The organism is Nocardia sputorum (genome assembly GCF_027924405.1).
Taxonomy (GTDB): Bacteria; Actinomycetota; Actinomycetes; order Mycobacteriales; family Mycobacteriaceae; genus Nocardia; species Nocardia sputorum.
Genome location: NZ_AP026978.1, coordinates 3654822 through 3670082 on the forward strand (window position 1 = coordinate 3654822; position 15261 = coordinate 3670082).

The following is a 15261-nucleotide window of genomic DNA, read 5'->3' on the forward strand; positions in this document are numbered from 1 at the left end:
CGACGCAGGCGGGGTGCACGGACGGGCGCGGCACGGGTGTACCGGACCCGGTATGCGGACTCGCCGCGGGCGATGCCGAGCCGGTGTCAGCGGCCGTGCAGCCAGCTCTCCTTCAGTTTCCAGTGGTTGTCCCACCACGCCTGTACGGCCGCGGGGTCGGCGTTCCACGGCGGCGGCGGAGCTTCGCCCGGGAAGAGGTAGGTGTCGTCCGGAACTGCGGCCGTGGTCGGGGACGGGCCGGGCGGTTCGGGCGAATACGTGGTGGTGGGCGGCCGGTGCCGCTCCGGTGGTGGTTGCGGCTCGAACTGCGGTGGGGCCGGAGGCGGCGGCGGCAGGGGTTCCGCGGCCGGCGATCGAGCCTGGTCGTCGACGGGGTACGGCGCAGGCGCAGGCGGCACGGGCGGTCCCGGATACGGCTCGGGAAGGGCAGCCGGGCCGGGCAGTACGGCGATCGGAGCCTGCTCGCCCGCGGCGACCGGCGGAGCCTCCGCCGGATTGGGGACGACGGGCTGCGCGGCGGAGATCGGCGCTTCCACGGGGCCGCGGCCCTCGACGTCGGCCGGGCGACCCTCCCGTGCCTGCGCGACCGCGATCGCGGCTCCGCCCAGCACTGCGGCCGCGGCCGCCCCGGCCAGGATCACGCGGCCCGGATGTCGGCGATCCGACGCCGCCGGTGCCGCCGATGCGCTCCGGAACGGAGCCGCGGCGACCAAGGCCGCGCCGTAGGCGGCAGCGTCCGCAGGGTCGGGCGCCACGATGACCGGTACGGCGAGCCCGCGCCGCACCGCGGCCACGACGTCCGGGTTTCCCGCCGAGGAGCCACAGAGAACCACAGCATCCGGCGACAGCTCGGCCGCCGCCAGCGCGGGACGGATCCGGCCGATCGCCAGCTCCGCGGTATCGGCGTCGACGACACCGGACGACCACGCGCCGGAGGTGCGGATCTGGTGGCGATCCGGGCCGGTGACGAGATAGGACGTGTGGTATCCGACGACCTCCAAGACCAGCAGGGTGTCGTACCGCGCCAAGCCCGGGAAGTCCTGCAGCAGCGCCAGCAGTGCCGTTTTCGTCGAGACGAGCGACGATGATCGCCACGACACCGATGACAGTTGCGAAACGATAGCTCGCCGCTCGGCCACCGTTCGGTAGGCCACGGCTACGTCGTCGATTTCGGCGTCGGTTCCGGCCTCGTCCGTCAACGCGTCGAGCGCGGCGGCCACCGCGGCGGCGGTCGAGCGCTCGACCGGCTGCGCGATGTCCCGCAGCACTTCCGGCCGGGTACCCCGTGGCGCCGTCGACGTGAGCATCACGCCACGCACCACGGCCTGTTCAGCTGATATTCCGACTGTGGCCCTCATGAGATCACCTCTGCTCGACCGGTCTCGGACGGGATTCGTCACCGCGGCCGCCGACGATCGGCCCGGGTTCGGATCCGGGTCACACGCTCGCCGAACGCCCGCCGCACGAGATGACGCTGTCGAAGACCACGAGGGCAAGCCCTGACCGGTAGGTGCGGGCGTGCTCCGAGGTACCTGGCCTCCTCGGCGCCGCTGGTAGATGCCACGTGTTAGCTAACGATCAGAATACGTCTGTTCCCGCGGTCCGGATACGGCTTCGATGCCGCGTCGGGCGGGATGCGGGAACAATCTCGACGAAGGACTCATCGCCACCGTGCGACGACCGGCGAAGGTCCCGGCGCCATCGGCTCCGACAATCTCGGCGACCTTCCGCGGTCGGCCGCGAATGCCCCGGAATCGGATGCCGCTGCTGTTACCCGGTCGACGCCGCGGTGTGGGCGGCGGCGAGCGGCCCAGACACCGGGACCGTGCCGCCGCTTTCGGGTCTGCGCGGTGGTGAGCGGTGTGCATTCGTCGGCCGGATCGTAGGTCCTGGAGGACCGGACCGGCCACCCCCGTGCCGGGGCTCCGGGCGGCCACACTGCACCCGGATGGTCCTTCCGGAAAGTTGCACCACTATGCCCGCGACTCCGGTGGGACTGTGGTCGGTGTCGCGGCTCCGCAGTCCAGCCTGTACATGCGCCACCCTCGGTCCGCCCCTACGCCGAAACAGCAGCCCGAAGGCGAGACCCGGTTTACCGGCGCGATGGGTCAGCCCGCGGGAGGCGGTGGCGGTGGGGCCGGGAGCGGGATGACGATGCCGAACGGCAGGGTGATCCCGGGCTGAGGCGTCGGCGTGGGGACGGCGTCGGGTACTGGTTCGGGCTCGGGTTCCGGCGCTTGCGGCGTGGTGACGGCCGGTTCGGCGTCGCGCGGTTCGGGGTTGCGCGGTTCGGCGTACCGCTCCGGGGCGCCGGCTGCCGGGCCGGTGGCGGCGTCCGTCTCGGGTTGCGCGCACTCGGCCACGCGGGCGTCGGCGGGTCCAGCGCCGCTGCCTGGATCGCCGGACCCGGCGGGGCTGTTCGCGCCGGGGTTCGGTAGCTGCCCGGGCGCCGCGCCATAGGGTTGCCCCGGCGCGAGCGGGATGCGCGCGATGCCGGGCTGCCCCGGTTGCGGCATCGGTGCGGGAACGGGCTGCGCGACACAAGGATTCACCGGCGGTGGCGGCGGGCAGAAGATTCCGCACGGAATCGGTGGCAGGCCGGGGATCGTGATCATCACCTGCGTCGGCGCTTGCTGCTGCGGCACGGGCACGCGCGGTGACTCGACCGGCGCGGGCACCGCCGTGGTCACCGCCGTCATCTCCGAACCAGGACCCACCGGCGAGAGCGTGCCCGGCGCCACCAGATCCGGCGAGATCCGCACCTGCGTCGGCGAACCACCCGTCCGATACGCCGCCGACCAACTCAGCACATTGGCCGCGTACGCCATCGAGTTGTTGTACCGCAACACCGCCCGCAACTCCTGCGACCCATCCCGCAGATCCAGACCCCCCGAACACAGGTACTTCCCGGCCGCCAACGCCGCATCGAACACATTGTGCGGATCGGCCACCCCGTCCCCGTTCCCATCCGCCCCGTAGGCACTCCACGTGCCGGGCAGGAACTGCATCGGGCCCAACGCCCGCACATACCCCCCGTCCGCCGCCTTGATCACCTCGTTACCCGGCAGACTCCCATCCAACGCCGGACCGAAGATCGGCGCCACCGTCGTCCCCGCCGCATCCGTGCGCCCACCACGGGCGTGCCCCGACTCGATCCGCCCGATCCCCGCCAGCAAACTCCACGACAACCCACACCCCGGCGTCGAGGACGCCAACGCCAACTCCGCGTTCCGATACGCCGCCAACACCACCTCGGGAATCCCCAACGCACCGCCCACACCAGGTAGCGAAACCTCTTGCAAAGGAACCACACCCGCAAACGGCGCCACCCCCGGCGTCACCGCCCGCAACCGTCGCGGACCCTCCGCCGCCACCGGCAACAACCCCACCACCCGCGATTGTTCGCTCTCCACACCTTTGTTCGCCGCCGCCAGTACTTCTGGCGCCCGTGACGCCGACGGTGGCACCGACGCCTGCACCCCCGAACCACTCACCACCGCACCAGCAACAACCAAAGCCGAGACCGTTATCGGAGCAGATACACGCATTCGGCCACACCCAATCCTCGACGTCGTCCGCGTCTCGGGACGGATGCATCCGCACGGGACAACGGAGTCCTTCTGCGGGGCCGCACATTCGGCCCCTGCACGCTCCGGCAGGAGCGAACCTGCGATAACATACGGTACACAATACCGAGGACATCGCGGGTCAGATCAGGGAAACTCGCAGTAACTTAACACTTCTCGCGACAACCCTGAATCCAGGGTACCGGCCCACGCCGCCATCCGCCCGTGCCCGTTTCGCCCGTCGCTGTCTCCGATGACGACCTGCGGGTTTCCTTGACGCACGTCATCTTTCGGACGTGCGGGCTATTTCTTCGCGAAGTAGAGCAGCACCGACGAGGCCGGAACCACGCCGCCGCCCTCGTCGAGATGGCGGTCGGAGCCGTCCTGCGGCCGCAATCCAGGACCGAGCACCCACATTCCGCCCTCGGGAACGGTTCGGTCGAAAGCTTCCTGCCCGATCGGATGGGCCGGATACAGGACTCCGCCGTCGACGGGCGGCTTCCCGTCGACCAGGATCGGTGCTCCGGCGCCCGCGCAGGTGATGCGGTCGCCTTCCACCGCGATCACCAGGGCGATTCGATACTCCGAATCCACAGCGGCCCAACCCGCCCGGGTGCCGTCGAACATCACCGACTCACCGATCTTCGGCCGGTAGCCCTCCGGCGGCACCACACGAGTCACCAGGTCACCAGGTCTGACATGCACGGTCGGGGCGCACGAGAAGAGTTGCGTGCGACAGCCTTCGTGATGCGGATCAGGGCCGTAGACCAGGCAGTCGAACCAGACCCCGGAACGCAGCGTCCCGAACGAATGGCACAGCCGCCAATTGCGGACATCCGCATTGTTCGGCACAATCGCGCGGTCGGCCGGAGACGAGGCCATCAGTGCCATCGACGTGATGTCGGCGCCCGGCCAAGCAGCGGTATGGAACCCGTACCGGCCCAAGCTGTCCACCAACAAGAAGGCCGCGAACGCGCCCGCTCCCACAGTGGCTCGAAGGCCCGTCGGCGGCTGTGGCCACTTCTCTTCCGGCGATCCCGCCCAGGGCCGCGTCTCCCGGTTCCGGTTCACCCGCCGCAGTCGCGGCGCCACCAGCAGCACCGTGAGCGCGACGAGCGCGACCAGTCCCCAGCCGAACGACCACGGCGGAGGCTGGTGCCGCCGCATCAGCTCCTCGGTCACCCAGCTCGGTATGCCGGAGTCCGCCAACGGCAATCGCGCATAGAGGAAGTAGGCCCAGAGCAACGACGGCAACCAGGGCAGCATGAGCACGGCCGCGCCTACCGCGAGGGCGGCGACGGCGACCCGGGGCCGGTCCACCGTCGCGACGACCGGCAACCAGCTGCGTGCCGCCACGTGGAGACAGGCACTCACCGCGACGCAGCACACGGCCGTGACGTAAACCCACTGGGATAGAAATTCCGTGGTCGAGGACCACGTATGGCCGATGGAGCCGTGCGCTACCGGGTCCAATGCCAGCACCCGTCCCAGCGCCAAACCCACCGCCAGAGCCAGGCCGTCGGCGATCGCTACCAGCCAGATATGGGTTCCGGTCCTCCGCATTTCCAGGTTGTCGGGTTGCACACGGACCCACAACGCGGTGCGCAGCGCCGCCTGCGCGAGACCGGCGGTCGCCACCAGTGTGGTCAGTGTCATCCCCACCAGCGGGGCGATCGGTGTGCGCAGCCGGGCCACCGCGGTCACCGCATCGACCAGGTCGTAGGCGAGCATGGCGCTCGATCCGATGACGACCAGGGAAAGCGATCTCGGGGCGAGCAGTCTGCCGGGTTCGTCCAGCATTCGCCGCCTGCTCGCGGCAGACGGATGCAGGCCGAATCCGGCTCGCAGGCCGGAATACCAGGTCGACTCTGGCGGATCACCGAGCTGTCTGCGGAGCTCGACCGGGAACTTCCGCCCGGCCCGCAGATCGGCGTAGTACTCGCGCGCCCGCAGCAGTCCGTTGCGTATCACGAGCGTCGATCCCAGCAACGCGACGATGCGCCAGCCGTAGACGAGGACGCTACCCCGATCTCCGGTCACGAGTTCGACCAGCATCCAGCAACCGAACGGGATGCCACCGAGCAGCACCAGCAGCCGCCACGTCCAGACGGCGACATAGGCGGGATCGAGATCGCGATTGCGGATGTGGGCCAATTCGTGTGAGACCACCGCGTCCACCGCGCCGTCGTCGGCCCCGCGCTGCCATCGCCGCACGAGACCGCGGCTCAGGACGATATAGCGCCGCCCGTACCGGCCGAAGGCCCGGCCACCGACGCGGTAGTCGACCGGATCGAGCAGGAACCGCACGTCGGTGTCCGCGGCCAGAGAGGTCAGTTTCGAGGCCAGCGTGGGGAATTCGCCGACGGGGAACGCGATCAACCTGCGCCACCGGATATGCCGTGACGGCCACAGCCAGTAGGCCAGCGCCGTGCAGACTCCCAGCACGACGACGGCGAGCATCGCGATCAGCGCCGCGGTCGCGCCGACCCGGCTGGAGCAGGACCCGACCGTCGCGGCGAAGGTGGCGCCGTCGGCCGGGGCGGCCTGCACGGCGCTATCGATCTCCGCCTCCGCCCCGCCGAGGGCGGTGACCAGCGCACGGACGCACTGCTCGGTCGCGAGCCGGTACGGCGTGCCGAGCACGGCGCCCGCGATCACCTGCCAGCAGTTCCACATGGTCGCCGCGGCGGCGAGAGCCAGTACCGCGAAACGCAGGGTCGTACCGGAACCGAACGCTTCCGGGGCGGGCCGCATCAGCGCGGCGGATCCTCCGGCGCGGCCAGCTCGCCGATGATCGCGCCCGCCAACAGATTCGCCTGCTGATCGGTCATCCCGTAGGCGAGGATCGCGCGCCGCGCGGCGTCCCGGGTGGTGTTGAGCTGCTCGGCGGTCAGGGGCTCCGACGGCACCGCTTCGCGACGCCGCCGCCATGGCAGCCGGCTGCGCAGACCGCGCGCGGTGCGTTTGCCGGAATATTCCAGCAGCGCGTCCACCGCGCCCTTGGTGGCGGCCAGCACCGCGACCGTCACGACCGCCTCCACCGCACCGACCCCGAAGCCGAGCAACTCGTCGGGACTCGGGCCACGCCTGCGCGCCGCGTACGCCGCGGCGGTGGCGTCGAACAACGGCAACTCCTCCGGCGCGTGCTCGGCGACGACCGACCGCGACACCGCCACGACGTCGATCGGTTCCGCATCCGCGATACTCAACGCACTACCCCCTCGGCGTCGGCTGTTGGTCGAGAACCATTCTGCACGACGGCAGTACCCGATCCTCGTGGCACGCTGTTCTCGCGGCAGGAGAGTCTCCACGCGGCGACTTCCGATAGCCTGCGTCGTCGACGAGGGGTGTGGGGGACGGCAGTCCGAGCTCGAAGACCAACAGCGACAACAGGATGAGTGGGCGACTCGTGCTAATCGACAGTTCTACCGGCCGGATGGTGGCGAGATCCGCGACCGCGGGCACCAGCGGCGACCGACCGGCGCGCGGCAGCGAGTACGCGGTGTTGTTGCGCCGAGTGCGCCATGCCGGGCTGCTGGATCGGCAGTCGCGGTATTACCTCTGGAAGAGCGCGGTCACCGTGGGGGCGTACGTGGCCGGGTGGGCGGCGTTCCTCGTCATCGGCAACTCGTGGTGGCAACTGGGCGTCGCCGCGTTCTTGGCGGTGGTGTTCGCGCAGATCGCCTTCCTCGGGCATGACGCCGGGCACCGGCAGATCTTCGCCGGTCGGCGGGCCAATTATTGGTACGGTGTGATCGCGGGCAATCTCGGTATCGGGGTGAGCATCGGCTGGTGGGTCAGCAATCACAATCGCCACCACGCACACCCCAACACCGAGGGTTCCGACCCCGACGTGATGGGGGTGCTGGCCCATTCCGGCGATCGAGCGCGGACCGGCAGAGGTTTCCGGCGGGTGATCTTCCGCTATCAAGCCTGGCTGTTCTTTCCGATGCTGTTGCTCGAGGCCGGCAGTCTGCACTTCGCGAGTGTGCGTGCGGTGCTGCGCTGGAAGATCCCCCACCGCGGCTGGGAGGCTGCGCTGTTGGCCGCGCACGCCGCCGGGTACCTCGCCGCGGTCTTGCTGGTCTTGCCGCCCGGTAAAGCGGTCGTCTTCATCGCTGTGCAGCAGGGCCTGTTCGGGTTCTACATGGGCTGCACCTTCGCACCCAACCACAAGGGGATGGAAGTGCTGGCCGAAGGCTCATCGGTCGACTTCCTCCGCCGTCAAGTGCTCACCTCCCGCAACGTCCGCGGCGGCCGACTCGTCGACGCCGCCCTCGGCGGGTTGAACTACCAGATCGAGCACCACCTGTTCCCGTCCATGCCGCGACCCAACCTGCGCCGGGCCAAGCCGATGGTCGAACAGTTCTGCGTCGAGCTCGAGCTGCCCTACTGCGAGACCAGCCTCCTCGACTCCTACCGCCGAGCACTGCACCACCTCGACACCGTCGGCCGGCTCGCCCGCCCGCTGCCTGCTGCCGTAGCCGGCAGTGCGGCAGCTGAACAGCGACGTGGCGGCTGAGCCTGGCTACCGCAGCCGGGGGAAGCATGCGGCACCCGGTGATCCCGACGGCCGGACGACAATGGGCCTTGCCGGTGTCGGCAAGGCCCATTTTCCGACCGCTCGATCCGCTATTGCGTCGGCACCGGTCCGCATTCCTTGGCCATCAAGTCGGGCAGGTGAGCCCATCCGGACGTGCAGCTCACGACCTCGCCGCCGTTCACCACGAACGGCTGCGTGATCTCTCCGCTCATCGGCGCGCCATTGGCTGCCGTGCAGTCCATGGCGCTTACCCTGCCCTCCCATACCGGCGAATGGGACGAACAGTTGTAGCTCCACATCTCCTGCGCGGAGACGGTCGGCGGGCAGAACAACAGCGCCGCCGCGGCGGCGAGGAAGGGGGGAAGGCCGAGACGAACGAGGCGTGTGGCATTCATGACGATCTCCTTGTCCTGGTTCCGTGCGGTCTGAATCGGTCACCGTCCCGGACGGGCTGTCCGAGCGGTCGCGAGCAGAAACTGCGTGGTTGCTCAGGAGAGAACGTGCACACTGCGAGTGGAACGATACGCAGGGGTCGCGGGGCCGGGCGCGGAATGCCGACGGCTGTGATCATCCGGATATGCGGCCGCCCATGGACGCCTCGAGCGACGCTTTTCGAACTCTACGTGCGGGTAACACCCGCACGCTATGTAGATATCTGGGATAAAGGTGCACACTACGCGAGACCGGGGCTCACAAGCCTCGCCCGATCGGGCCACTGCTGAGGAGAGGAAGGAACCGGCGAGTGTTCAGCCGCATAGCCATCGTGAACCGAGGAGAGGCCGCCATGCGCCTCATCCACGCCGTCCGAGATCTGGCTGCGGAGACCGCGCTGCCGATCGAAACCGTCGCGCTGCACACCGATGTGGACCGCAGCGCGACGTTCGTGCGGGAAGCCGATATCGCCTATGACCTGGGACCGGCCTCCGAGCGCCCGTACCTGGACCTCAAGGCGCTCGAACGCGCGCTGGTCTCCACCGGCGCGGATGCCGCCTGGGTCGGCTGGGGCTTCGTCGCGGAGGACCCGGCGTTCGCGGAGCTGTGCGAACAGATCGGCGTCACCTTCATCGGTCCCAGCCCGGAGGCCATGCGCAAGCTCGGCGACAAGATCGGCGCCAAGCTGATCGCCGAGGAGGTCGGGGTGCCGGTCGCACCCTGGAGCCGCGGCCCGGTCGAGACCGTGGACGCCGCGCTGGCGTCGGCCGCCGAGATCGGCTACCCGCTGATGCTCAAGGCCACCGCGGGCGGCGGCGGGCGCGGTATCCGGGTGATCACGAACGAGGCCGAACTCGTCGACGCCTACGAGCGCACCCGGCAGGAGGCCGCCCGGGCCTTCGGCAGTGGCGTGGTCTTCCTGGAACGGCTGGTCACCGGCGCCCGGCACGTCGAGGTCCAGGTCATCGCCGACGGCCAGGGGACCGCGTGGGCGCTGGGCGTCCGGGACTGCTCGGTGCAGCGGCGCAATCAGAAGATCATCGAGGAGTCCGCGTCGCCGGTGCTGCGCCCGGAGCAGGCCGCCGAGCTCAAAGCCTCGGCCGAGCGGCTGGCGATCGCGGTGGGCTATCGCGGGGCGGCGACCGTCGAGTTCCTCTACCACCCCGGTGACGAGCTGTTCGCGTTTCTCGAGGTCAACACCCGCCTGCAGGTGGAGCACCCGATCACCGAGTACACGACCGGTTTCGACCTCGTCCGCGCCCAGTTGCTGGTGGCTTCCGGAGGGAAGCTCGAGGGCGAACCCCCGGCCGAGCGCGGGCACGCCATCGAGGCCCGGCTCAACGCCGAGGATCCCGACCGCGACTTCGCGCCCGCCCCGGGCCGCATCGCGCGCCTCGACCTGCCGGCCGGCCCGGGCATCCGCGTCGACACCGGCGTCAGCGAGGGCGACACGATTCCCGCCGACTTCGACTCGATGATCGCCAAGATCATCGCCTACGGCCGTGACCGTGACGAAGCGCTGGGCAGGCTGCGCCGGGCGGTGGCACAGACCAGGGTGGTCATCGAGGGCGGCGCGACGAACAAGAGTTTCGTGCTCGACCTGCTCAATCAGCCCGAGGTGATCGACGCCAGCGCCGACACCGGCTGGATCGACCGCGTCCGCGGCGAGGGCAGACTGGTCTCGCACCGCCACTCGGCCGTCGCGCTGGCCGCCGCCGCCATCGATGCCTACGAGGAGGAAGAGCGCGTCCAGCGGCACCGGTTGCTTTCCACGGCCTCCGGCGGACGTCCTCAGGTGCAGCACGAGAGCGGCAGGCCGCTCGACTTGAAGCTGCGCGGCGCGGGCTACCGCGTGCGCGTCGCGCGCATCGGCGCCCATCGGTTCCGGATCGGGATCGAGGCGGGCGGTGATCTCCGCACCGCCGACGTCGATCTCGAGCGCTTCGATCGGCACACCGGGCACATCGTGGTCAATGGCACCCGCTACCGCTTGACCACCGGCACCCACGGGCCGATCCACCTGATCGACGTCGACGGCGTGACCCACCGGATCAGCCGCGACGAGGGCGGTGTGGTCCGCTCCCCCGCTCCCGCGCTGGTCGTCGCGACACCGCTGGAAGTCGGCGCCGAAGTCGAGGCGGGTGCGCCGGTGCTCGTGCTGGAGAGCATGAAGATGGAGACGGTGCTGCGCGCGCCGTTCCGCGCTCGGTTGAAGGAGTGCAGTGTCTCCGTCGGCACCCAGGTGGAGACCGGTGCGCCGCTGCTGCGGCTGGAGCCGCTCGCCGAGGACGACGAGGCCGAGGACACCGCGGTGACCGAGTCCGTGGAGCTGGACCTGCCCGGCGAGCCCGCGCACACCCAGCCGCACGAGCGCACCGCCCGCGGTCAGCAGGACTTGCGCAGTCTGCTGCTCGGCTTCGACGTCGACCCGCACGACGAGCGCCGGGTGCTCGACGATTACCTCACCGCACGCCGGGCCGCCATCGCGGACAACCGCAGGCCGCTGGCCGAGGAACTCGAGCTCGTGCAGGTGTTCGCCGACCTCGCCGAACTGACCCACAACTGGTCGTGGGACGAGGACGGTGGCCAAGGCCACGTGCACAGCGCCCGCGAATACTTCCACACCTACCTGCAGAGCCTCGACGTGGAGCGGGCCGGGCTGCCGGAGTCGTATCGGACCAAACTCGCAAAGGCGCTCGAGCACTACGGGGTCACCGATCTGGAGCGCACCCCCGACCTCGAAGCCGCGGTCTTCCGGATCTTCCTCGCCCAGCAACGCCCGTCCGACACCGTCGAGGTCATCACCACACTGCTGCGCGAGTGGCTGCAGGAGCCGGTGCCGGACCGGGCGCTGCGCGAGCCCGTCGGTCTCGTGCTGGAGCGGCTCGTGGCCACGACGCAGGTGCGTTTCCCCGTCATCGCCGACCTCACCCGCGGTCTGGTGTTCGCCTGGTACGGCCAGCCGTTGCTGCGGCGCAATCGGGCCCGCGTCTACACCAACGTCCGCAGGCACCTGCGGCATCTGGACGCGAACCCGGGCGCCCCGGATCGGGCCGAGCGCATCTCCGACATGGTGCGCAGCACCGAACCGCTGGTGCGACTGCTCGGCCAGCGCCTGGAACGCGGCTACCCGGACCACACGGTCATGCTGGAGGTGCTCACCCGCCGGTACTACGGCAACAAGGGCCTCACCGACGTTCGCACCCATGAGGAGGGCGGCTGCACGTTCGTGATCGCCGAGCGGGGCGGCTCGAGCCTGGTGTCCACCGCGGTGCGCTTCGACGCGCTCGACACCGCACTGCGCGGGCTCGCCGAGCTGGCCGCCGGCGCCGTGTCCATCGACGCCGACATCTATCTCAGCTGGGAGAAGCAGCCCGGCGACTTCGACGCGATGGCGGCGGAGCTGCACGAGATCATCGGCACCCGCCAGTGGCCGAATCAGGTGCACCGCATCACCGCCACGGTCGCGGGCAGCGGCGGCGCGGTGATGCACCACCACTTCACCTTCCGCCCGTCGGCCACCGGCATGGTCGAGGAGCGGCTGATCCGCGGCCTGCACCCCTACATCGCGCAGCGGATGCAGATGGAGCGACTGCGCAAGTTCGACCTCACCCGGCTGCCGTCATCGGACGACGAGGAGGTCTACCTGTTCCGGTGCGTCGCGAAGGAGAACCCCGCCGACGACCGCCTCATCGCGTTCGCCCAGGTGCGCGACCTCGCGGCCTTGCGCGAGCACGACGGCAGGCTGCTCGCGCTGCCCACGGCGGAAAGCACCATCGCCACCTGCGTGGACTCGATCCGCCGGGCACAGTCGCGGCGACCGTCGGCGAAACGCTTCAACACCAACCGCATCGTGATGTACATCTGGCCGCCGATCGACGTCACCCGCGCCGAGCTGGAGATGCTCGGCGGGCACGTGCTGCCGACCGCCGCGGGCGCCGGGCTGGAGGAGATCCTGCTCATCGCGCGGCAGCGGGACCCGCAGACCGGCGAGCTGACCAAGATCGCCGTGCGCATCTCCTTCGGCGCCACCGGCGCCCCCGAGGTGAGTGTCGGCGAGCCGTCCGACGAGCCGGTCGAGCCGCTGGACGAGTACCGGCAGAAGGTGCTGCGGGCCAGCAGCCGCAACACGGTGTACCCCTACGAATTGACCGCGCGGCTCGGTGATTTCGCCGAGTACGACCTCGATGACGACCACACACTGGTGCCGGTCGACCGGCCCAAGGGGCGCAACACCGCGGCGATCGTCGCGGGCGTGGTCACCACGCCGACCGAGCGGCATCCGGAGGGTGTCACCCGGGTGGTGCTGCTCGGTGATCCGACGAAGTCGCTGGGCGCGCTGTCGGAACCCGAGTGCCGCCGCGTGATCGCCGCGCTGGACCTCGCCGAACGCATGCAGGTGCCGCTGGAGTGGTACGCGCTGTCGTCCGGCGCCCGCATCTCCATGAAGTCCGGCACGGAGAACATGGACTGGGTGGCGGCGGCGCTCAAGCGCATCGTCGAGTTCACCCAGGACGGCGGTGAGATCAACATCGTGGTCGCGGGCATCAATGTCGGTGCGCAGCCGTACTGGAACGCCGAGGCCACGATGCTCATGCACACCAAGGGCATCCTGGTGATGACGCCGGACTCCGCGATGGTGCTCACCGGCAAGCAGGCGCTCGACTTCTCCGGTGGCGTGTCGGCCGAGGACAACTTCGGCATCGGTGGCTACGACCGGGTGATGGGTCCCAATGGCCAGGCGCAGTACTGGGCGCCGAACCTGACCGCCGCGCAGGACGTGCTGATGTCGCACTACGACCACACCTACATCGCTCCCGGCGAGCAGGGGCCGCGGCGATCGCGGACCAGCGACCCGATCGATCGCGACGTCTCCGACTTCCCGCACGTCGCGGCGGACAGCGACTTCACGACGGTCGGCGAGATCTTCTCCGCCGCCAAGAACCGGGATCGCAAGAAGCCGTTCGACATCCGGACCGTGATGCGGGCGCTCTCCGACCAGGATCACCCGGTGCTGGAACGCTGGGCGGGCATGGCCGACGCCGAGACCGCGGTGGTGCAGGACGCGCACCTCGGCGGCATCCCGGTGTGCCTGCTCGGCATCGAGTCGCGGGGGGTGCCGCGGCGCGGCTTCCCGTCCACCGACGGCCCGGACACCTACACCGCGGGCACGCTGTTCCCGCGGTCGTCGAAGAAGGCCGCGCGGGCGATCAACGCGGCCAGCGGCAATCGGCCGCTGGTGGTCCTGGCGAATCTGTCCGGCTTCGACGGCTCGCCCGAGTCGATGCGGAAGCTGCAGCTCGAGTACGGCGCCGAGATCGGGCGTGCGGTCGTCAACTTCCGCGGCCCCATCGTGTTCTGCGTGATCTCCCGGTACCACGGCGGCGCGTTCGTGGTGTTCTCGAAGGCGCTGAACCCGAACATGACGGTGCTCGCGGTGGAAGGCTCGTTCGCCTCGGTGCTCGGCGGCGCCCCGGCCGCCGCGGTGGTGTTCGCCAGTGAGGTCGACACCCGCACCGCGGCCGATCCGCGGGTACGGGACCTGGAAGCGCGCGCCGCGAACGCGTCCGGCACCGAGCGCGCGTCCCTGACCGCGGAACTCGACGAGCTCCGGTCCTCGGTCCGGACGGAGAAGCTCGCCGATGTGGCCGCGGAATTCGACCGCGTGCACGATATCCGGCGGGCGGTCGAGGTCGGTTCGGTCGACGCTGTCATCCGCGCCTCCGAACTGCGCCCGCGCATCATCGAGGCTATCGAGGCGCATCTGGCGGGGTGATCCGCCCCGCCGCGGTCCGTCACGTCCGGCGAGTCCCCACCTTCTGCGTGGGGACTCGCCGGACGCACGGTCGGCGATGAGCGTTGTCAGCCCACGTAGCGGGCCGCCCGGCTACTGGTGCAGATTGCGGTCGAACAGGGCCAGCAGTTCGCGGTAATGCCGCTCGGCGGCCTCGGGGTCGTGGGCGGAGGTATCGGCCTGGGTGTAGCCGTGCTGAGCTCCCTCGTAGACCTCGGTGCGGTGGCGGACGCCCGCGGCCTCGAGTGCCTTGTCGAACTGGGCGATGTGTTCCGCGGTCATGTGGTGGTCCTCGCCCGCATGGGCGAAATACAGCTCCGCCGTGATGTTTCCGACGGTCAGGTGCGGACTGTCCGGAGTGTCGGTGACCAGCGGCCCGCCATGGAATCCGGCCACCGCCGCAACTCGGCCGGGGAACATGGCCGCGATCAGCACCGCCAGCCGCGCCCCCATGCAGTAGCCGGTGAGGCCGACTTTGCCCTCGGTGACCTGCGGTGACGCTGCCAGCCAGTCGAGGTACGCGCCGGCATCCGAACGCAGGAGTTCCGGTGTGAGCTCGCGGATCATCGGGAAGACCTGCTGGAAGATCTCCGGCCGCTCCGCCGGGTCGATGAAGTCCGGCAGCTCGATCACCGGCGCACGCCCGTGCCGGTAATACGCATTCGGCAACAGGACGGTGTAGCCGTGGGCGGCGATACGATCGGCCAGCGACCGCAGGCTGGGTCGCAGTCCGAAACCGTCCTGAATCACCAGCACTCCCGGATGGGCGGCGCCATCGTCGGGGTAGGCGACATACGCGTCGGCGACACCATCGGGCGTCGGGACGTCGACCGACATGCCGTGCACTGCGGTCATCGATGAATCCTCCTGTCGGGTCGAGCTTTTCGAACCTACCGCATGCGGCGTCGGCCGATCCCACGCACCGG

The 15261-nt window shown here is 69.9% G+C and carries 8 protein-coding genes; 2 read left to right on the plus strand and 6 right to left on the minus strand.

Annotated elements, in window-relative coordinates:
- Window positions 1-86: 86 nt before the first annotated feature.
- The 4 genes from QMG86_RS16645 to QMG86_RS16660 all read right to left on the minus strand — a co-directional run bounded on the left by QMG86_RS16645 (window position 87) and on the right by QMG86_RS16660 (window position 6775).
- Window positions 87-1358: a DUF7159 family protein gene (locus QMG86_RS16645; protein ID WP_281880638.1), complete on the minus strand. Its 1272-nt coding sequence runs from the start codon at window positions 1356-1358 to the stop codon at window positions 87-89.
- Between the two features lie 750 nt (window positions 1359-2108).
- The gene (locus QMG86_RS16650) at window positions 2109-3494 is read right to left on the minus strand and encodes a lytic murein transglycosylase (RefSeq protein WP_350356399.1); all 1386 of its coding nucleotides are present in this window, start codon (window positions 3492-3494) and stop codon (window positions 2109-2111) included.
- A 375-nt stretch (window positions 3495-3869) separates the two neighbouring features.
- Entirely contained in the window at window positions 3870-6320 is a 2451-nt protein-coding gene (locus tag QMG86_RS16655) for a M48 family metalloprotease (protein WP_281880641.1), read from the minus strand.
- Window positions 6320-6775, minus strand: coding sequence for a hypothetical protein (locus QMG86_RS16660; protein WP_281880643.1), 456 nt, complete (start codon window positions 6773-6775; stop codon window positions 6320-6322). The genes QMG86_RS16655 and QMG86_RS16660 overlap by 1 nt, the downstream gene beginning before the upstream one ends.
- A gap of 230 nt (window positions 6776-7005) precedes the next feature.
- On the opposite strand from QMG86_RS16660, the gene QMG86_RS16665 reads away from it, so the two are divergent.
- Window positions 7006-8088, plus strand: coding sequence for a fatty acid desaturase family protein (locus QMG86_RS16665; RefSeq protein ID WP_281880644.1), 1083 nt, complete (start codon window positions 7006-7008; stop codon window positions 8086-8088).
- A gap of 110 nt (window positions 8089-8198) precedes the next feature.
- Here QMG86_RS16665 and QMG86_RS16670 read toward each other — a convergent pair whose 3' ends face one another.
- On the minus strand, window positions 8199-8504 hold the full coding sequence (locus QMG86_RS16670) for a hypothetical protein (RefSeq protein WP_281880645.1): 306 nt from the start codon (window positions 8502-8504) through the stop codon (window positions 8199-8201).
- A 347-nt stretch (window positions 8505-8851) separates the two neighbouring features.
- On the opposite strand from QMG86_RS16670, the gene QMG86_RS16675 reads away from it, so the two are divergent.
- Entirely contained in the window at window positions 8852-14317 is a 5466-nt protein-coding gene (locus QMG86_RS16675; RefSeq protein WP_281880646.1) for an ATP-binding protein, read from the plus strand.
- A 111-nt stretch (window positions 14318-14428) separates the two neighbouring features.
- Here the strand turns inward: QMG86_RS16675 and QMG86_RS16680 are convergent, their stop codons facing one another.
- The gene (locus tag QMG86_RS16680) at window positions 14429-15190 is read right to left on the minus strand and encodes a dienelactone hydrolase family protein (RefSeq protein ID WP_281880647.1); all 762 of its coding nucleotides are present in this window, start codon (window positions 15188-15190) and stop codon (window positions 14429-14431) included.
- Window positions 15191-15261 lie beyond the last annotated feature (71 nt).